The organism is Sphingomicrobium aquimarinum (assembly GCF_039655735.1).
Classification (GTDB): domain Bacteria; phylum Pseudomonadota; class Alphaproteobacteria; order Sphingomonadales; family Sphingomonadaceae; genus Sphingomicrobium; species Sphingomicrobium aquimarinum.
Genome location: NZ_JBBYXH010000002.1, coordinates 158,277 through 178,084, shown reverse-complemented (window position 1 = coordinate 178,084; position 19,808 = coordinate 158,277). Strand labels below are relative to the sequence as shown.

General features: G+C 65.4%; 11 protein-coding genes. 6 read left to right on the top strand and 5 right to left on the bottom strand.

The genetic code is table 11. The annotated features are described in order from the left end of the window. Positions 1-30 precede the first annotated feature (30 nt). Both infC and WJS89_RS06960 read left to right on the top strand, forming a co-directional pair. Positions 31-549: a translation initiation factor IF-3 gene (gene infC, locus WJS89_RS06965; protein WP_346340223.1), complete on the top strand. Its 519-nt coding sequence runs from the start codon at positions 31-33 to the stop codon at positions 547-549. Between the two features lie 217 nt (positions 550-766). After that, a complete protein-coding gene (locus tag WJS89_RS06960; RefSeq protein ID WP_346340222.1) occupies positions 767-3,811 on the top strand; it encodes a TonB-dependent receptor in 3,045 nt (1,014 codons plus the stop codon). 83 nt (positions 3,812-3,894) lie between these two features. On the opposite strand, the gene WJS89_RS06955 is transcribed toward WJS89_RS06960, so the two are convergent. Both WJS89_RS06955 and mutS read right to left on the bottom strand, forming a co-directional pair. Then, the gene (locus WJS89_RS06955) at positions 3,895-6,636 is read right to left on the bottom strand and encodes a [protein-PII] uridylyltransferase (protein ID WP_346340221.1); all 2,742 of its coding nucleotides are present in this window, start codon (positions 6,634-6,636) and stop codon (positions 3,895-3,897) included. Then, positions 6,633-9,233 carry a DNA mismatch repair protein MutS gene (gene mutS, locus WJS89_RS06950; RefSeq protein ID WP_346340220.1) on the bottom strand — a complete coding sequence of 867 codons (2,601 nt, stop codon included), beginning with the start codon at positions 9,231-9,233 and terminating at the stop codon, positions 6,633-6,635. The genes WJS89_RS06955 and mutS overlap by 4 nt, the downstream gene beginning before the upstream one ends. A gap of 103 nt (positions 9,234-9,336) precedes the next feature. Between mutS and WJS89_RS06945 the strand changes: the two genes are divergently transcribed. Then, positions 9,337-11,646, top strand: a complete 2,310-nt coding sequence (locus tag WJS89_RS06945) for an NADP-dependent malic enzyme (protein WP_346340219.1) — start codon at positions 9,337-9,339, stop codon at positions 11,644-11,646. On the opposite strand, the gene WJS89_RS06940 is transcribed toward WJS89_RS06945, so the two are convergent. Continuing rightward, on the bottom strand, positions 11,643-13,739 hold the full coding sequence (locus tag WJS89_RS06940) for a RelA/SpoT family protein (protein WP_346340218.1): 2,097 nt from the start codon (positions 13,737-13,739) through the stop codon (positions 11,643-11,645). The genes WJS89_RS06945 and WJS89_RS06940 overlap by 4 nt on opposite strands. Before the next feature lie 175 nt (positions 13,740-13,914). Between WJS89_RS06940 and WJS89_RS06935 the strand changes: the two genes are divergently transcribed. Beyond that, a complete protein-coding gene (locus WJS89_RS06935; RefSeq protein WP_431993835.1) occupies positions 13,915-14,412 on the top strand; it encodes a winged helix-turn-helix transcriptional regulator in 498 nt (165 codons plus the stop codon). A gap of 64 nt (positions 14,413-14,476) precedes the next feature. On the opposite strand, the gene rpoZ is transcribed toward WJS89_RS06935, so the two are convergent. Beyond that, positions 14,477-14,812, bottom strand: coding sequence for a DNA-directed RNA polymerase subunit omega (rpoZ, locus tag WJS89_RS06930; RefSeq protein WP_346340217.1), 336 nt, complete (start codon positions 14,810-14,812; stop codon positions 14,477-14,479). A gap of 126 nt (positions 14,813-14,938) precedes the next feature. Here rpoZ and WJS89_RS06925 point away from each other — a divergent pair, with 126 nt between their 5' ends. Continuing rightward, on the top strand, positions 14,939-16,099 hold the full coding sequence (locus tag WJS89_RS06925) for a phospholipase D-like domain-containing protein (RefSeq protein ID WP_346340216.1): 1,161 nt from the start codon (positions 14,939-14,941) through the stop codon (positions 16,097-16,099). Further along, complete coding sequence (locus tag WJS89_RS06920; protein WP_346340215.1) at positions 16,099-17,382, top strand: MFS transporter; 1,284 nt, start codon at positions 16,099-16,101, stop codon at positions 17,380-17,382. The genes WJS89_RS06925 and WJS89_RS06920 overlap by 1 nt, the downstream gene beginning before the upstream one ends. Before the next feature lie 4 nt (positions 17,383-17,386). On the opposite strand, the gene WJS89_RS06915 is transcribed toward WJS89_RS06920, so the two are convergent. Continuing rightward, positions 17,387-19,714, bottom strand: a complete 2,328-nt coding sequence (locus tag WJS89_RS06915; RefSeq protein WP_346340214.1) for a CDC48 family AAA ATPase — start codon at positions 19,712-19,714, stop codon at positions 17,387-17,389. Between the last annotated feature and the right edge of the window lie 94 nt (positions 19,715-19,808).

Genomic DNA, 19,808 nt, shown 5'->3' with positions numbered 1-19,808 from the left:
GCTATACGACCCCCTATTTCGCGACGCGGGATGTCGCCGCCACCACCGTCCGGCCCCCGCTACGACAATTTCATCCAGGCACAGAAGGTGCGGGTGATCGACGAGAACGGTGACAATCTGGGTGTCATGTATACGCGCGAGGCGATGGAGCAGGCCAATGACATCGGCCTCAATCTCGTCGAGATCTCTCCCAACGCCGATCCGCCCGTCGCCAAGTTCCTCGATATCGGGCGCCACAAATATGAGGCGCAGAAAAAGGCCAATGCCAAACGCAAGGCCCAGAAGACGCAGGAGATCAAGGAGATCAAGATGCGTCCCAATATCGACGATCACGACTATCAGGTGAAGATGAAGAAGGTCGTCCAGTTCATCGAGAACGGCGACAAGGTGAAACTTACCATCCGCTTCCGCGGCCGCGAAATGGCGCACAACAATCTCGGCATGGCCGTGCTCAACCGTGTCGAGGAAGATACGGCCGAAATCGCCAAGGTCGAACAGCGTCCGCGCATGGAAGGCCGTCAAATGCTGATGGTCGTCGCGCCGAAGTAACGACCAACTTCAGTATAGTATAAGCAACCTATCGTGCAGTGCAGCGTAAATGCTGCGCTGCACGATGTTGCATTGATGCAATAGAATTGCCCGTCTCGGTCGCTTTTTGACACCGAAGTCAGCAAAATCACGCCAAAGCGCTTTCCGCCTTCACGCTCCTACAGTAGTCCGGGTGAATATTTCATACCTGACTGGGGAGCTCCTTATGCGCAAATCTATGCTTTTGGCATCGGCCGGGATGTTCGCGATCGCGACACCCGCCTATGCGCAACAGACCGATACCGACGACGGGTCGGCACAGGCCACCGACGGCGCCACTGCCGAAGCGGGCGCGGTCGAGGACGACAGTCTTCAGGACGACCAGAACCAGGACACGTCCGCCATCATCATCACCGCGACGCGTCGTAACGAAGCGCTCTCGGACGTGCCGCTCGCCGTTTCGGCGGTGACCGCCGAGGTGCTCGAAAATTCGGGCGCCAGCGACATTCGCCAGCTCCAGCAGGTCTCGCCCTCGCTGCTCGTGTCCTCGACCACGTCCGAAGCGGGCGCGGGCGTCGCGCGTATCCGCGGCGTCGGAACGGTCGGCGACAACCCCGGCCTCGAAAGCTCGGTCGCGGTCTTCATCGACGGCGTCTACCGCAGCCGTACCGGCACCGGTCTCACCGAACTGGGGCAGATCGACCGCGTCGAAGTGCTGCGCGGTCCGCAGGGCACGCTGTTCGGGCGCAACGCCTCGGCAGGCCTCATCTCGATCATCACCGCGCAGCCGAGCTTCGAGCCGGAATTCTTCGTCGAAGGGACGATCGGCAACTATAATCTACGCCGCGGCGAAGTCTCGCTGACGGGACCGATCGGCGACACGCTCGCGGCGCGCCTCGACGGCGTCTATCTCGAGCGCGACGGCTTCCTCGAAGACGTCATCTCGGGTCGCTCGCTCAACGATCGCCAGCGCTACCTCGTGCGCGGTCAGCTTCTCTGGGAGCCGTCCGCAGATGTGTCGGTGCGCCTCATCGGTGACTATGCCAATCGCGACGAGGAATGCTGCGGCGCGACCTATCTGCCCGCGCGCGACTTCATCGCGGGTGTCGGCGAAGCGCCCTCGACCTTCAAGGCGCTGCTCAACGGCCTCGGCGGCATCATCAACGACGACACCTTCGTTCGCGAAGTCGCGATCACGCCGGGTCGCTCCTATCGGTCGGACGTCGAGGATTATGGTGTCTCGGGCGAGATCGTCTGGGATCTGGGCGGGATCGAACTGACCAGCATCACCGCCTATCGTCAGAACGATTATATCCGCGGCCAGGATGCCGACTTCAACAATCTCGACATCCTCTATCGCGACGATGACGGTAGCGCGAACACCAAGTTCGAGACCTTTACGCAGGAGTTGCGCTTCCAGGGTGAAGCCGGTCCGCTCGACTGGCTGGTCGGCGGTTTCTTCTCCAAGGAAACGCTCACCGTCAACGACAACCTCACGGTCGGCGAAGACTATGGCAAATATGCCAACTGCCTCGTTGCGCTGAACTTCATCGGCGCGGGCTCGCCCTCGGGCCTGCTCAATCCGCAGAACGACACCTGCTTCAACCCCGCCGTCGCAGGCGGCGTGCGGCAGGCGCTGGCAGGCCAGCTCCAGCAGGCGCTGCTCGCGGGCGCACCGCAGGCGACCATCACGGGCATTGTCTCGAACATTACCGCGCTGAGCGCCTTCGCGCGCCTCGGGGCGATCGATCTCGGCATTGGTCCGGCAGGTCAGCTTCCGAACTTCGGCGCGCCGATCTTCGCGGACAGCGGGTTCACGAACCTCGCGCTCGGGGGAACGGGCCAGCCGCTCGGGTTCAACATCAACGTCGACGACAATTACGTCCAGGACGGCACCAACTTCGCGATCTTCACGCACAATATCTTCGCGCTCACCGATGCGATCGATATCACCGTGGGGCTGCGCTACACGCACGACGAGAAGGAGCTGGCGGTCGATCTCAACGACAATAACGCACTCTGTTCCTTCTATTCGGTCGCCGCGCCGGCGCTGCAGACGCTGCCGTGCCTCGTGCCCTCGACGCCGGGCGGCAATTTCACCGGCACCGACAAACGCACCGAGGATCAGCTGTCGGGTACGGCGATCCTGTCGGCCAAGCTGACCGACGATATCCTCACCTATGCGAGCTACTCGCGCGGCTACAAGGCCGGGGGCTTCAACCTCGACCGCACGCCGCTGCCGCGTGCAGGCGGTAACGGGGCGATCATTGCAGGATCGAGCCTGACCGCCCTGCAGTTCGAGCCGGAAATCAACAACGCCTTCGAGCTCGGCATGAAGTATGACGGTCGCGGGATCGACATCAACATCGCCGCCTTCCACCAGGTGTTCGAAAGCTTCCAGCTCAACCAGTTCAACGGCCTCGCCTTCGAGGTCGAGAACATCAACGGCTGCTCGGAGCTCGACGTGCCCAACGGCGATGCCGATGCCAGCCCGACGACCGGCAATTGCGTCGGCGACCTCAAGGGTGGTGTCCGCTCGGCGGGGATCGAGTTCGAAATGTTCTCGCAGCCGCTGCCGAACGTGAACTTCAACCTCGGCGGCACCTATGCCGACACCGCCTATCGCAGCGAACTGGTCGGCGCGGACGGCGAGGCCATCTCGCCGCAGCTCTTCCAGCTCAACGATCGCTACATTTCTAATGCCAACGAGCTGACCGTAACCGGTTCGCTCGGCTGGACGCCGCCGATCGGCGACAGCGGCCTGAAGGCACTGTTCTACATCGACGGTCGCTACATGAGCGAGTTCAACACCGGTTCGGATCTCGATATCGAGAAGCTGCAGGACGACTATATGGTGTTCAACGCCCGTGTCGGTCTGCGTGGACCGCAGAATAGCTGGGCGGTCGAGTTCTGGGGCCAGAACATCACCGACGAGGACTATCTGCAAGTGGCCTTCGATGCGCCGCTGCAAGGCATCGGAACGGGCCTCGCCACCAACACCGCGCGGGGCGTTACCGAAGGTCTCTACCCGGTCGCGAACCAGCTGTTCGGCGCCTTTCTTGCCGAGCCGCGCACCTATGGCCTGACCATCAGCGGGACGCTGGGTGCCCGGCGCGAGCGGATGCCGGATGTGGCCCCGCCGCCTCCGCCGCCGCCGCCCCCGCCGCCGCCTGCGACGATCACCTGTCCCGACGGCACGGTAATTCTGGCGAGCGAGGAATGCCCGCCGCCGCCGCCGCCGCCGCCCCCGCCGCCGCCGCCGCCCGAACCCGAGCGCGGCTAGGCGAAAGGGGCCGAACGGCTCCCCGTCAGAGAGAGAGGAAGGGCTCCGCGATCATGTCGCGGGGCCCTTTTCCTTGAGAGCTGTCAGGCGGCGACGGTATCGGTGGCCGCTTCAAGCAAGGCGGCACGAAGCGTTTCGATCACGGTGGTCGTGAGTTTGCGGCCATGTCCGTCGGTAAGATAAAACGTGTCGATCGCCCGCTCGCCGTAGGTGGTGACGTGCGCCGAATGAACCGTCGCGCCTGCCAGATGAATGGCGTGGGCAAGCCGCGCGAGCAGGCCCTGGCGGTCGCGGGCATTGACCTCGACGACGGTCATCCGTGTCGACGCGGTCTGGCTGACCATGACGCCGGGCGGGACGTCGAAGGCCTCTTCGCGCGCGCTCAACGCTTCGCGTTCGGGAGGTTCGGGTACCGTCTCGGCATCGAGTGCCGCGTAGATCGACGCACGCAGGCGCTCGCGGCGACGGGCGTCGTCGTAGGGCTGTCCCTGCGCATCGGTCACGAGCAGATTGTCGAGCGCCATTCCGTCGCTGGTCGTATGGACGCGTGCATCGATGATCGATCCGCCACCCGCGCTGACGCCGATGCAGATTCGCGCGAACAGGCCGGGCGCGTCGGGCGCGAAGATGCTGACGCGCGTCGCGTCGCTGTCGGGATCGCGCTTGAGCTGCACCGACGGCTCGGCCGCGCCGATGACGCTTTCCGCTTCGGCCATCTGCCGGGCATTGGCGCGCTGCCAGCCGAGCGGTTCGGCAAGCCAGTAGCTGTCGCCGAGCCGTTTGTGGTGCGCGGCGATTGCGTTGCGCGGCCATTTCAGCGTGTCGGCGAGTTCGCCCTTGCGTCGTTCGACGACCTCGGCGCGGCCCTTCTCCTTGTGACCGAGCCGAAGTTTCTCCTCGGCGGCTTCATAGAGCGTGCGCAGGAGCCGCCGCTTCCAGTCGGTCCAGGTCCCGGGGCCGACGGCGCGGATGTCGACGACGGTGAGGATGAGCAGCATCTTCAGTCGCTCGGCGCTCTTCACCTGCGCGCAGAAGTCGGCGATCGTGGTCGGGTCCGCAAGATCGCGCTTGAAGGCGGTCGCGCTCATCAGCAGATGGTGCCGCACCAGCCAGGCGACGAGATGCGTCTCGTTGGGATCGAGTCCGAAGCGCGGACCCAGTTCGAGTGCGATGTCGGCGCCCAGTTCGCTGTGATCGCCGCCGCGGCCCTTGGCGATATCGTGCAGCAGGACCGCGACATAGAGCGCGCGCCGCGAGGCGAGCTGGGGGAGGAGCTTGGTCGCGAGCGGATGGTTGTCCGCAAGTTCGCCGCGGTCGATTGCGGCGGTCAGGCCGATCGCGCGGATGGTATGCTCGTCGACCGTGTAGTGATGATACATGTCGAACTGCATCTGCGCGACGACCTTGCCGAAATCGGGGACGAAGCGCCCGAACACCTCGGCTTCGTTCATCCAGCGTAGCACCGTGTCGGTCGCGTCGCGTCCGGTCAGCGTGTCGAGGAAGATGGCGTTGGCGAGCGGATCGTCGCGGACCTCGTCGACGCGGCGCGCCGCTCTGGCGGCGGCCCGCATCGCGTCGGGGTGAATCTCCAACCCTTCGCGTTGCGCGGTGCGGAAAAGCTGGAGGAGGCGAATGGGGTCGTCCTCGAGCCATTGCTGCGACTTGATCGTGAGGCGACCGCGATCGAGCGGGAAGCCGTCGATGGCCTGCTCGCGGCGGAACACGGACGCCAGTGCGAAGCGCCGCCCTTCCTCGGCGAGTTGTGCATCGAGCTGGGCGAGGAAGACGCCGGTGAGGTCGCCGACCGCTTTGGCATTCAAGAAGTAGAAATGCATGAACCGCTCGACCGCCGACTTTCCGGGACGATCGGCATAGTTCATCGCCTCGGCGATTTCCTTCTGGTGGTCGAAGCCCAAGCGGTCCTCGGCGCGGCCGGCGGCGCGGTGGAGGTGGCAGCGGACCGACCATAAGAAGCGCTCGGCGCGCTCGAAGCGGCGGAATTCCTCGGCATCGAACAGCCCTTTGGCGACGAGATCGGCGGGCTTGTCCACGCCGTGCACATATTTTCCGATCCAGTATAGCGTGTGGAGGTCGCGCAAACCGCCTTTGCCGTCCTTGACGTTGGGCTCGACCAGATAGCGGCTGTCGCCCATCCGCTCGTGGCGCGCGTCGCGTTCGGCGAGCTTGGCGGCGACGAAGTCGCGGGGAGAGCCGCGCCGGACGTGCTGCTCGAACCCGGCCTGCATCTCGTCGAAGAGGGCGCGGTCTCCCCACAGGTAGCGGGCCTCTAGCGTGGCGGTGCGGATCGCCATGTCCTCGCCCGCGAGGCGGACGAGTTGGGCCGGTGTCCGGACCGAATGCCCGACGGTAATGCCCATGTCCCAGAAGAGGTAGAGCATGCCCTCGACCGCCTGCTCGATCCACGCGCTGCGCGTTTCGGGAACGAGAACCATGAGGTCGAGGTCGCTGTGCGGCGCCACTTCCCCGCGCCCCGTGCCGCCTATACCGACGAGTGACAGTCGCTCGGCGGCGCTGGGATTGGGATTGGGGAAGAGGCGCGTCGTGACGACATCGTGGACGAGGCGTACGATCTGGTCGGCGAGGAAGGCGTAGGCGGCGGCGTGGACGCGCCCGCGGTTGGGTTCGGCTGCGAGGCGGCGGGCAATTTCGGTGAGGCCGTCTTCGCGCGCCTGCTTCAGAATGGCGAGAGCGGTGTCGCGACCGTCTTCGCCATAGCAGAGCGCGGCGAGCCGGTCGGAAAGTGCGCGGCGGTCGATGATCGCGCGGCGATCCTCGACCAGTTTAGCGCGCAGGGGAGGCGTCACGCCTCGTCTCCCAGCGCCTTCAGCCGGTAAAGCGCGTCGAGCGCCTCGCGCGGCGTCAATGCATCGGGATCGATCGCGGCAAGCGCCTCGGCGAGCGGATCGCCGGCCTCTTCGTCAGCCGCGGCAGCGAAGAGCGGCAGGCTGTCCAGCCCTGCGGCAATGCCGCCCGTCTCGCTGCGTCCGGCCTCCAGACGCGCGAGGATATCCTTGGCGCGCTTCAGCAATTTGGGCGGCATGCCGGCAAGTTTGGCAACCGCGATCCCGTAGCTCTTGTCCGCAGCCCCCGCCACGACTTCGTGGAGAAGCACCAGATCGCCCTTCCATTCGCGCGCGCGGACATGATGGAGCGAAACCCTGTCAAGCCGCGCGGCGAGGCGGGTGAGTTCATGATAATGCGTGGCGAACAGGGTGCGCGCCCCGATATCGTCGTGGCAGGCCTCGGTCACAGCCCAGGCGATGGCGAGGCCGTCGTAGGTCGAGGTGCCGCGCCCGATCTCGTCGAGAATGACGAGGCTGTTCTTCGTCGCCTGCGCGAGAATGGCGGCGGTCTCGACCATTTCGACCATGAAGGTAGAGCGACCGCGCGCGAGATTGTCCGAAGCGCCCACTCGGCTGAAAAGCTTGTCGACGAGGCCGATCTTCGCGCGCGTGGCAGGAACGTAGCCGCCGGCCTGCGCCAGCAGGGCGATGAGCGCCGTCTGGCGCAAAAAGGTCGACTTGCCGCCCATGTTGGGGCCGGTGATGAGCCAGAGCCGGTCGTTGGGACCCAACTGGCAGTCGTTCGCGATGAATCGCTCGCCGGTGGCAGCGAGCGCAGCCTCGACGACGGGGTGGCGTCCTCCCTCGATCTCGAGGCAGGGCTGCTCGGTCAAGCTGGGGAGCGTCCACCCGCCCTCGACCGCGCGCGAGGCCTGGCCGGCGGCGACGTCGATACGGGCGAGCGCATCGGCAGTGCGGGTGAGCGCGGGCGCGGCGGCGGTCGCGGCCTCGACGAGGCTCGCGAGATGATCGGCTTCCAAGGCCAACGCACGGTCGCCCGCTTCGCCGAGCGCGGTGGCCTTTTCGTGCAACTCGGGACTGTTGAAGCGCACCGCATTGGCCATGGTCTGCCGGTGGGTGAAGCCCGACCCTTCCTGCATCAGCGCCGCGGCGGCCTTGGCGGGGACCTCGATATGATAGCCCAGCACATTGTTGTGCTTGATCTTGAGTGCGGCGATACCGGTCTGCGCGCGATAGTCGGCTTCGAGCGCGGCGATGGCCTGCCGACCGCCCTTGGCGGTTTCGCGCAGGCGGTCGAGCGCCTCGTCGAAGCCGGGTGCGATGTAGCCGCCCTTTGCCGTCTCGATCGGTGGCGTCTCGACGAGCGCTTCGCCCAGAAGGCCGATCAATTGCGCATGGCCCGTCAGGCGGGGGAGGAGATGGTCGAGCAGGTCGGGACGGTCGTCGTCCGCGCCCAGGCGCGCGTGCAGGTCGGCGGCCCCCGTCAAGGCGTCGCGCAGCTGACCGAGATCGCGCGGGCTGCCGCGTCCGGCCACGAGGCGCCCGAGCGCGCGGGCGAGGTCGGGCAAGGCCTTCAATGCGCCGCGCACTTCCTCGCGGCGGAGCTGGTCGCGCTCGAAATGCTGGACGAGCGCGAGGCGGGCGCGGATCGGCTGCAGCGTCGCGAGCGGCGCGGCGATATCGGCGGCGAGCTGACGACGGCCGCCGGGCGTGACGCAGCGATCAATGGCGGCAATGAGACTGGTGGCCGTGCCGCCGTCGGCACCGCGCAGCAGTTCGAGGCTCGACCGGGTCGCGGGGTCGATCGCCATCAGGCTCGAGCGCTCGATGCGGCGCGGCGCTGCGAGATGGGTCGCGGCGTCCTTTTGCGTCGCGTCGAGGTAGGCGAGCAGGCCGCCCGCTGCGGCGCACTCGGCGCGTGTTGGATTGCCGAAGCCCGCAAGATCGGCGACACCGAAGCGCGTTTTGAGCGCCCGCTCTCCCTCCGCACTGTCGAACCCGCCCGCGCCCTTGCCGGTGGTGAGGCCCGGGATGGGCTCTTCGGCAATGACTTCGGCGGCCTCGAGCCGCGCCAGCTCCGACGGCAGCGCCCCCGTGTCGCAGGCAATGAGCTCGAAGCGCCCGGTGGAAATGTCGGCCGCGGCAATCGCGAACTCGTCGCCCGCACGGCCGACGGCGGCGAGCCAGTTGGCCGAGTGGCTATCGAGCAAGGTCTCTTCGGTGAGCGTGCCGGGCGTGACGACCCGCACGATTCCGCGCGCGACCAACGCCTTTGACCCGCGCGCCTTTTTCGCTTCAGCGGGGCTTTCCGTCTGCTCGGCGATCGCGACGCGATGCCCCGCCTTGATGAGCCGGGCGAGATAATTCTCCGCCGCATGGACGGGGACGCCGCACATCGGGACGGGCTGCCCGCGGTCCTCGCCGCGCTTGGTCAGCGCTATGTCGAGGCAGGCCGCCGCGACTTTCGCATCCTCGAAGAACAGCTCGAAGAAGTCGCCCATACGGAAGAACAGGAGCGCGTCCCCGGCCTGCGCCTTGAGGTCGTGGAACTGCTGCATCACCGGGGTGCTTTGGGGGGCGGAATCGTCGCGGGCCATGATTGTGTTTCACGCTAGCGGGTTCGGGGCCGCGTTTCCATTAAGTCCGTGACTTGAACCGAAGCGCTTCGCTATGCGCTTCAATCTCAAGGAGAGACCATCGATGAGTGAAGCGAACGTCAAGTTCTCGCGCGAGGAAGCGCTTGAGTTCCACAGCCGCGGGCGGCCCGGCAAGATCGAAATCAAGGCGTCGAAGCCGATGGCGACACAGCGTGATCTGGCGCTGGCCTATTCGCCGGGCGTCGCGGTGCCGGTCGAGGAAATCGCCGCCGATCCCGGCAAGGCGTACGAGCTCACCGCCAAGGGCAATCTCGTCGCGGTCATCTCCAACGGTTCGGCGATCTTGGGGCTCGGCAATCTGGGCGCGCTCGCGTCCAAGCCCGTGATGGAAGGCAAGGCGGTGCTCTTCAAGCGCTTCGCCGACGTCGATTCGATTGACATCGAACTCGATACGCAGGATTGCGACCGCTTCATCGATGCGGTCGAATTGATGGGACCGAGCTTCGGCGGCATCAATCTGGAAGATATCGGCGCGCCCGACTGTTTCGTGATCGAACAGACGCTCAAGGAGCGGATGAATATTCCGGTCTTCCACGACGACCAGCATGGGACCGCAATCATCACCGCGGCGGGGCTCATCAATGCCGCGCACCTGACCGGACGCTCGATGGCGAGCCTCAAGGTCGTCGTGAACGGCGCCGGCGCGGCTGCGATTGCCTGTTCGGATCTCATCAAATGCATGGGCGTCAAAGCCGAGAATGTTCTGATGTGCGACCGCACCGGCGTGATTCACCAGGACCGCGACGATCTCGACCAGTGGAAGTCGGCGCAGGCGGTCAAGACCGACCGGCGCACGCTCGTCGATGCGCTGCAGGGCGCGGACGTGTTCCTCGGACTGTCGGCGGGCAACGTGCTCGACGGCGACATGATCATGGGCATGGCGAAGGATCCGATCATCTTCGCGATGGCCAATCCCACGCCGGAGATTTCGCCTCCTGTCGCCAAGGAGGCGCGTCCCGATGCCATCATCGCGACGGGGCGCTCGGACTATCCCAATCAGGTCAACAACGTGCTGGGTTTCCCCTTCATCTTCCGCGGCGCGCTCGACTGCCGCGCGACGGCGGTCAACGACGAGATGAAGATCGCGGCGGCCCGCGCGCTCGCCGAACTGGCGCGCGAGGCGGTGCCCGAGGAAGTGGCGGCTGCCTATGGCGGCGCGGCCAAGAGCTTCGGGCCCGACTATATCATTCCCGCGCCCTTCGACCCGCGGCTGATCGAGATCGTTCCGGCGGCGGTTGCAAGGGCGGCGGCGGAAACGGGCGTCGCCCAAAAGCCGATCGAGGATTACGAGACCTATCGCGCCGAACTGCGCGCGCGGCTCGATCCGACCAGCTCGGTGCTCACGCTCGCGTTCGAAGCGGCCAAGCGCAATCCAAAGCGCGTGCTGTTCGCCGAGGGCGAGGAGGAAAATGTCCTGCGCGCTGCGATCGCCTTCAGGGACGGAGGCTACGGCACGCCGGTGCTCGTGGGGCGCGAGACGACCTACGACCGGTTGGCCGAGATGGGGGTCGACGATCCGGAAAGTTTCGAGGTCTTGAACTCGCGCAATTCGCCGCTGGTGGAGAAAGCGGTCGATTTCATCTACGAGAAGCACCAGCGAAGCGGGATGCTGCGCCGCCAAGTGGAGCGGATGGTCAACCAGGACCGCAACTACTTCTCCGCCGCGATGCTCGCGCTGGGCGAGGCCGATGCAATGATCACGGGGACGACGCGTCCCTTCTCGACCAGTCTGGCGCAGGTCCGAACGGTCATCGACGAGGATCTTGGCGCAGAGCCCTTCGGTATCAATATCGTCGCCAAGCAGGGACAGACGGTGCTGATCGCCGATACGAGCGTCACCGAACGCCCGACGGCAGAACAGCTCGCGGCGATCGCGATTCGCTCGGCGGCCTTCGCCCGGCGGATGGGCACCGAGCCTCGCGTGGCGTTCATCTCCTATACGACCTTTGGCAATCCGCCGGGCCACCATGTCGAGCATCTTCGCGATGCCGTCAAAGTGCTCGACCGGATGACGACGGACTTCGAATATGAGGGAGAAATGGGGCCCGATACCGCGCTCAACTATGACGCACAGCGGGCCTATTATCCCTTCTCGCGGCTGACGGGGCCTGCGAACATCCTGATCATGCCCGGCCTGCAGTCGGCGAGTATCTCGACCAAGCTTCTCAAAGCCATCGGCGGGGAAAGCGTCCTCGGGCCCTATCTGATGGGGATGAGCCTGCCGGTTCAGATCGCCCCGATGACGGCGACTTCGAGCGACCTCGTCTCGCTGGCCGTACTTGCCTCGGGCGGTGCCGACGCGCTGCGCCGCAATTCGGCCGCGCGCGGCGCGACCAGCGTCGGGATCGGTTAGACCCGTTCGGCCGAGCTGATCGAATCGCTGGCGCGCAGCGCTGCGATCATCGCGTGCAGATGCGCGAGGTCGTGGAGTTCGGTGTCGACGTCGAACGTATGGAAGCTGCCATCGCGGTGGACGAGCCCGAGGTTGACGATGTTGGCACGCTTGGAACCGAAAATCCCCGCCATCTCGCCCAGCGCGCCCGCGACATTGTGCAGGATGACTCGGATCCGCGCGGTACCGCCGTCCGACTGGTCGCCCCACGCAAGGTCGAGCCAGTCGACGTCGTCGCTTTGCAATAGCGTCTCGCAGCCGATGACATGCACCTCGATCATGTCGTCCTCGCGCCGGACGCCGACGATGCGGTCGCCCGGAATGGGGTGGCAGCATTCGGCCAGTTCGAAAGCGACGCCGGGGGTAAGACCCTTGATGGAGATGGCGTTGCGCTGCTCGGGGCCGCGCTGATCGTCGTCGTCGAGACCCGCCGTCGAGCCGGGCACCAGCGCCTCCATCACCGCCGCATCCGAGATGCGCTTCTTGGCGATGGCCTCCATCAGCTCGGCCTCGTCTTCCATCTTGAGACGTTTGGCTGCGCGCTTGGTCGCGCCGCTGCGCGGCGCGTTGGGCAGGCGCTCCAGAATCTCGGCAAAGATCTTGGTGCCGAGTTCGATCGTCTCCTCGCGCTCCTTGTGGCGCACGAAGCGGCGGATGGCGGCCCGCGCCTTGCCGGTGACCACGAAGTGCAGCCACGAGGGCTGGGGCTGCTGGGCGTCGGACGCGAGAATCTCGACCTGGTCGCCATTGTCGAGCTGGGTACGCAGCGGCACGACGCGGCCGTTGACCTTGGCGCCGACCGTCTGGTCGCCGAGGTCGGTATGGACGGCGTAAGCGAAATCGACCGAGGTCGCGCCTTTGGGAAGCTGGATCAGCTCACCCTTGGGCGTAAAGGCGAAGATGCGGTCCTGGTACATCGCCATGCGCGTATGCTCGAGCAGCTCCTCGGGGCCGTCGGCATGGTCGAGGATTTCGACGAGGTCGTTGATCCACGGCACGTTGATGTCGGCGACTTGCGCGCCGTCCTTGTAGGCCCAGTGTGCCGCCAGTCCGCGCTCCGCCTGGAAATGCATCTCGCGCGTACGAATCTGGATCTCGATGCGCATATTGCTGTCGTGGATGACCGACGTGTGGAGCGAGCGGTAGCCGTTGCGCTTGGGCGTCGAGATGAAATCCTTGTAGCGCCCGGGCACCATTGGCCAGCGCTGGTGAATGAGGCCGAGCGCGCGATAGACGTCGTCGGCGTCCTCGACGATGACGCGAAAGGCCATCACGTCGGAAAGCTGCTCGAAGCTGATGTGCCGCTCGGCCATCTTCTTCCAGATCGAATAGGGATGCTTCTCGCGTCCCGTGACCTCGGCCTCGAGGCCATGGTCCTTGAGGTGCAGTTCGAGGTTCAGTCCGATGCGGCTGACAACGTCGCCGCCCTTGTTGTTGAGCTGCTCTAGGCGACGGATGATCGAAGCATAGGCGTCGGGTTCGAGGTGCTGGAAGGCGAGCGTCTGCATCTCCTTCATCATCTCGTACATACCGATCCGCTCGGCGAGCGGGGCATAGATGTCCATCGTCTCCTTGGCGATGCGCCGGCGTTTGTCCTCCTTGGAGATGTGGTGCAGCGTGCGCATGTTGTGGAGGCGGTCGGCGAGTTTGACGAGCAGGACGCGGATGTCGCCCGACAGAGCGAGCAGGAACTTGCGCAGATTCTCCGCGGCGCGCTCGCTCTCGCTCATCGCTTCGACCTTGGAGAGCTTCGTCACGCCATCGACAAGCCGCGCGACCTCGCTGCCGAAGAGATTCTCGATCTGCTCGGGCGTGGCGACCGTATCCTCGATCGTGTCGTGGAGGATCGCGGTGACGATGGTCTCGCTGTCGAGATTGAGATCCGTGAGAATGCCCGCGACTTCGATGGGATGCGAGAAATAGGGATCGCCCGAGGCGCGCAACTGGGCGCCATGCGCCTTCATCGAGAACACATAGGCGCGGTTGATGAGCGCCTCGTCGGCATCGGGATCGTAGGCCCGGACCTTCTCGACGAGTTCATATTGTCTCAGCACATCTGCAAAATGGGACCGGGGGGAGGGTTTTTGCAAGTGCGAAAGGACTTTGATTTACCTATATTTTCATTACGGCCCTGTCCTTTCGTCCATGATGCGCTTATGACAATCTCTTACGCGAACGGGACGGCACCTGCGTCAGGCGAGTGTCGATGACATCAGCGGAGACGACATCTTGAGTGGCGTGACACCGGATATCGAAGCTTTCAAAGCCGCCGCGCTTCAATGCCCGCTGCCGCCGGCGATCGAACTGATCGGCGAGAAATGGGCGTTTCTCATTCTTCGCAGCGCGTTGAACGGCCTATCGCATTTCGAGCAATTCCAGGCGGGACTGGGAATCGCGCGCAATATTCTTTCGGACCGCTTGTCCAAGCTGGTGTCCGGCGGAATCCTCGACCGCCAGCCCGATCCCGACGACGGACGCAAGGTCGTCTACAAGCTCACCGAGAAAGGTGCCGGACTGCTTCCGGTCGTGGTCGCACTGCGTCAATGGGGCGAGCGGTGGGGCCATGGTTGTGCCGAGATCCAGCTGGCCGACGCGCGCGACGGGGAGCCTGTCCGCTCGGTCGCGGTGATGTCCGCCGACGGGCGCGAGCTCGGTCTTCAGGACCTCATGTGGGTGGACACCAAGACGGGTGCCAGCCTGCGCCGCACCGACAAGGTGACGCTGTAAGCTTGGCACAGAAAAGGGCGGCCCGCTTCCGGACCGCCCTCACTATGCGAAAAATTGAGAGTGCTTAGTCGGCCGTGCCGGGGCTCGGACGCGGCGGCGCCGACGCCGTGAGCCGCAGTGCTTCAGCCTGATCGGTGAGGCTCGACATTTCGTCGATGTCGTCATCGTCATCAACCTGCACCTTCTGGTGCCCCGAGACGAGGCTTTCTTCCAGATGCTTGGGCTTGACCGTCGTCTCCGCAATCTCGCGCAGCGCGACGACCGGATTCTTGTCGCGGTCGCGGTCGATGGTGAGGTCCGCGCCGCCCGAAATCTGGCGTGCACGCTCGGCGGCCAGGAGAACGAGATCGAACCGGTTGTCGACCTTGTCGACGCAATCTTCGACGGTAACGCGCGCCATGAGCGGCTATCCTTCTTTTCAAAAAGGGGAAAATCTTCGAACGCGCGAGATAGGGACGCAAGCGCGAAGAGTCAAATATGACCCGTAGGCTTGCGACACCGCGCGGGCGGGGCCATCAGGCTCGTCATGGAGCGCGAAATCAGCTTTGTCGTCGACGACAACCGCATGGCGCTCGTCGCGTCGGGCGAGCAGCGCCGCTCGCTGATCGTCCAGTGGGTCGATGACGCGAAGGACACGCTCGACCTCCTCTTCTACGACATGGCGGACGATGATTGCGGCACCGAAATACGCGACGCGCTCGTGCGCGCGGCGGCGCGCGGGGTCGCGGTGCGGCTCATCATCGACGGGTTCGGGCTGCGCGACATCGACGACGTGGACGCCTTCTTCGCGCCCTTGCGAAACGAGGGGGGCGAGGCCTTCGCGTTCAACGCACGGGTCGGGCGACGCTATCTCATCCGCAACCACCAGAAAATCCTCATTGCCGACGGCGGGCGGGCGATCATCGGCGGGGCGAACCTGGCCAAAGACTATCTCGGCGACCATGAGAATGCATGGCGCGACCTGTGGTTGACGATCGAGGGGGACGCGGTCGCCGCGCTGGCGCATTATTTCGAGGAAGTGCGCAAATGGATGAAGCACGGCAAGGCGCATCTGCGCACGCTGTCCGACATCATCGCCGAGGCCAGTACCACCAAGGGGGCGCTGCAATGGCAGTTTTCCGGCCCGTGGCCGCGTCATACGCCGTGGCCGGGAGGAATGATCCGCGACCTGTGGAGCGCCAAGCGGATCGACCTCGTCGCCGCCTATTTCTCTCCTTCCTCGGCGATGCTGCGGCGGCTCGAGCGGGTGTCGAGGGCAGGCGGCACGGTACGGCTGCTGACACCGGCAAAGTCGGACAACAACGCCACGATCGCGGCGGCGCGGCACAGCTATCACCAGTTGCTCGATGCGGGCGTCGAAATCTTCGAATATGAGAAAACCAAGATGCACTCCAAGCTCATCGTGATCGACGATGCGGTGCATATCGGCAGCTCGAACTTCGATTTCCGGAGCCTGTTCCTCAACATGGAAGTGATGCTGCGGATCGAGGATGCGGACGCGGCCCGGCTGATGCGCGAATGGATCGACCACGAGCTCACCGACAGCCGCGCGATCACCAAGGAAGTTCACAAGAAGCGCGACACCTTCTGGCGTCGCACGATCTGGGCGCTCTCCAACTTCCTCGTCACGACGATGGACTATACCGTCAGCCGGCGGCTGAACCTGCCATTAGGCGGCGACGACTGATGAACGCGGCGACGCCGTTCGGACGGGTCGCGGGTAGCGCGCTCACGACACGCCAGTTCGTCCTGCTCTATGCCGCGATGCTCATCGCGGCGGCGGGCAATACCGCGTTGCAGTCCGTGATGCCCGCGATCGGCCGCGCGATCGGGATCGCCGATGTGGTCGTGGCGCTGACCTTTACCGTGTCGGCGGCGATGTGGGTGCTGTTCGCGCCGCGCTGGGCGACGCTGAGCGATACGCGCGGGCGCAAGCCGCTCATCCAACTGGGCGTGGGTGCGGGGTTCACCTTGTCGACGCTCCTGTGTGGAATCGTCCTGTGGGCGGGGCTCGAGGGGTGGATGAGCCCGATGCTGACTTTTGCCGTCTTTGCCGTGGCGCGCGCGCTGTACGGGATTTTCGGCTGTGCGACGCCGAGCGCGACGCAGGCCTATCTGGCGAGCCGGACACGCCGATCGGCGCGCGTCGGCGCGATTGCCAACCTGTCCTCGAGCTTCTCGCTGGGGACGATCGTCGGGCCGGCGCTCGCGCCGCTGTTCGTGCTCCCCGTCCTCGGTTTGTCGGGACCCTTGTTCGTCTTTGCGGGGTTGGGATTGATCGTCCTGCTCGCCGTCGGCGCGCTGCTTCCGAACGATCTCGGGCCGCGGCGCGGGCGCGGCGCGGCGATGAGCTACCCGAGCCTCGCCACCGCGCCGACGGGCGCGAGCGTGCGCGCCGCCACCAGTCCGCGCGCCAAGATGAAGTGGCGCGACCCGCGCATCCGTGGCTGGATCACGGCAGGCGTCCTGACCAATCATTCGATGGCCGGCATCCTCACGATCATGGGTTTTTTCACGATCGACCGGCTGGGGCTGGAGCCGGTAGGATCGGAGCAGTCGATCGCGCTGGTGATGCTGGCGGGGGCCGCGGCGACGCTGGCGGCCCAATGGGGTCTCATTCCCCGGCTCGCGCTGGGCCCGCGCCAGTTGATCGTCTGGGGATCGCTAATCGCCGCGGTCGGCACCATCGGGACGATGCTGGCGACGAGCCTTTACGGGATCGTCCTTGGCTTCGCGCTCGCCAACATCGGCTTCGGCTTCACCCGCCCGGGTTTTACCGCGGGGGCCAGTCTTGCCGTCCGTCTCGACGAACAGGGCGGGGTCGCGGGCATCGTGACGAGCGCCAACGGGCTGGCGTTCGTCGCCGCGCCGACGATCGGCATCCTGCTCTACGAGGTCGCGGACTGGCTGCCGTTCGTGGCGGCGGCGGGGCTCCTCGTAGTCATGGCGATCTGGAGCCGCCGCCTCTAGCCTTTCACTCTTCCTCGCCGTCGTCGTAGCCGCCTTTTCCGCCTTCACGCGGCTCGAGCATTCCGGGCGAGATGAAACCGATGGTAGGCTGCGGCTTCAAGGCATCCTGCTTCAGGTTCTCGCGAATTTTCTTGTACTGCTCGAGCATCTTGGTCGTCACCGAGGCGCGCGTTTCCTTCAGGGCTTCCTCGAAGTCCGCCATCGAGACCTCGGCCTTGTCCATGTCACGCCGCATGGCGGTCAGGCCCGCGCGACGGGTCAGATCTTCCAGATCGGCGCCGGTAAAGCGCTTTGTGCGCGTCGCCAGTGCCTCGAGATCGACATCGCTTGAGAGCGGCATGCCTTCGGTGTGGATTTTCAGGATTTGCAGCCGCCCCTCCTTTGCGGGAGGGCCGACGTAGATCAGCTCGTCGAACCGGCCGGGACGGAGCAGTGCGGGGTCGATGAGATTGGGCCGATTGGTCGCGCCGATGACCACGACATTGTTCATCTCCTCGAGCCCGTCCATTTCGGACAGGATCGTGTTGACGACACGCTCGGTGACCTGCGGCTCGCCATTCGATCCGCCACGTGCGGGGACGAGGCTGTCGAGTTCGTCGATGAAAATGACGGTGGGGGCCACCTGACGGGCGCGGGCGAAGAGGCGGGCGATCTGCTGCTCGCTTTCGCCATACCACTTGCTCAGGAGGTCGCTCGACTTGGTGGCGATGAAATTGGCTTCCGATTCTCGCGCCGTCGCCTTGGCGAGGAGCGTCTTCCCGGTGCCCGGCGGGCCATAGAGCAGGAAACCCCGCGCAGGACGGATGCCGAGACGACGGAAGGCGTCGGGATGGCGCAGCGGCAATTCCACGCCTTCCTTCAGCTTGTCGCGCGACTCGTCGAGCCCGCCGATGTCGTCCCAGCCGATGTTGGGCATCTGGACCATCACTTCGCGCATCGCCGAGGGCTGGACGCGCTTCAAGGCTTCGCGGAAGTCGTCGGCAGTGACCGCAAGGGTTTCGAGAATCTCGTCGGGGATCGTCTCCTCGTCGAGATTGAGGCGCGGCATGATGCGGCGGACCGATTCCAGCGCGGCTTCGCGCGTGAGGCTGGCGATGTCGGCGCCGACGAAGCCGTAGGTGCGCCTGGCGAGCCGGTCGAGATCGACGTCCTCGTCCAGGGGCATGCCGCGAGTGTGGATGCCGAAGATCTCGCGGCGACCGGTTTCGTCGGGGACACCGATCACGATTTCGCGGTCGAAGCGTCCGGGGCGGCGCAGTGCCGGGTCGATCGCATCGGGTCGATTGGTCGCCGCGATGACAACGAGATTGGCGCGCGGCTCGAGCCCGTCCATCAACGTCAGGAGCTGGGCGACGAGGCGCTTCTCGGCCTCGCCCTGCACCTTGTCGCGCTTGGGCGCGATCGAATCGATTTCGTCGATGAAGACGATGCTCGGTGCGGCTTTCGAGGCATTCTCGAACAGTTCGCGCAGCTTCTTTTCCGATTCGCCATAGGCAGAACCCATCACTTCGGGACCGGCGATATGGAAGAATTCGGCATCGCTCTCGTTGGCGACGGCGCGCGCGAGCATGGTCTTGCCGGTGCCGGGCGGGCCGTGGAGCAGCACGCCCTTGGGCGGATCGACGCCCAGGCGTTGGAACAGTTCGGGATGGCGCAGCGGCAGTTCGACCATCTCGCGCAGCGCGTCGATGGTGGGGGTCATGCCGCCCAGATCGTCGTAGGTGACCGCGGGCCGCTCGCCGTCGCGTACCTTCTCGCCCGGCGCGACCAGTTCGATCTCGGTCTCGGCGTCGATATGGACGATGCCGTCGGGCTTGGTGCCGACGACCTTCAACCGGATTTCCTGGAGCGCGAAGGCGGGTGCCTGAAGCATCTGGCGCACGGCCTCTGGCATATCGGTGTTGATGCGCTGATGTCCCGCGGTGGCGACGAGGTCGCCCTTCACGATCGGCGCGCCGAAGAAACTGCGCTTCAATGCGTCGGTCGAGCCCTGCAGGCGCACGCCCTTCTGGGCGGGCGCGAAGGTGACCTTGCGTGCGGGCTGTGACTTGGTCTTTTCGACGCTCACGAAATCGCCAGCGCCGATGCCGGCGTTGGACCGCTGGAGGCCGTCGAGGCGGACGATGTCGAGGCCCTTGTCGTCCTTGTAGGGGCGGATCGCGCGGGCGGGCGTCATCCGCTTGCCCGTGATCGCGATGACGTCGCCGTCCTTGAGCCCCAGTGCCTCCATGACGCTGACGGGCAGGCGGGCAAGTCCGCGTCCGCTGTCGGCGGGGGGAAGGCTGGCAACCTGGACACGGTTGGATTTGGTTTTGGTATCGGCCTCGGCCAAGATGAACTCCTCGTGCGTTTCCCGTCCAATGCATGGGGACAGGGTCGAGGTTCACGTGGGAACGGCGCGGCGATAAAAAAAGGGACCCGACCGC

What these genes read in the sequence shown, in the direction of transcription:
- WJS89_RS06925 (WP_346340216.1), top strand. Translation starts at nt 14,939, where the DNA reads ATGGAGCGCGAAATCAGCTTTGTCGTCGACGACAACCGCATGGCGCTC.
- mutS (WP_346340220.1), bottom strand. Translation starts at nt 9,233, where the DNA reads ATGGCCCGCGACGATTCCGCCCCCCAAAGCACCCCGGTGATGCAGCAG.
- WJS89_RS06920 (WP_346340215.1), top strand. Translation starts at nt 16,099, where the DNA reads ATGAACGCGGCGACGCCGTTCGGACGGGTCGCGGGTAGCGCGCTCACG.
- WJS89_RS06960 (WP_346340222.1), top strand. Translation starts at nt 767, where the DNA reads ATGCTTTTGGCATCGGCCGGGATGTTCGCGATCGCGACACCCGCCTAT.
- infC (WP_346340223.1), top strand. Translation starts at nt 31, where the DNA reads ATGTCGCCGCCACCACCGTCCGGCCCCCGCTACGACAATTTCATCCAG.
- WJS89_RS06945 (WP_346340219.1), top strand. Translation starts at nt 9,337, where the DNA reads ATGAGTGAAGCGAACGTCAAGTTCTCGCGCGAGGAAGCGCTTGAGTTC.
- rpoZ (WP_346340217.1), bottom strand. Translation starts at nt 14,812, where the DNA reads ATGGCGCGCGTTACCGTCGAAGATTGCGTCGACAAGGTCGACAACCGG.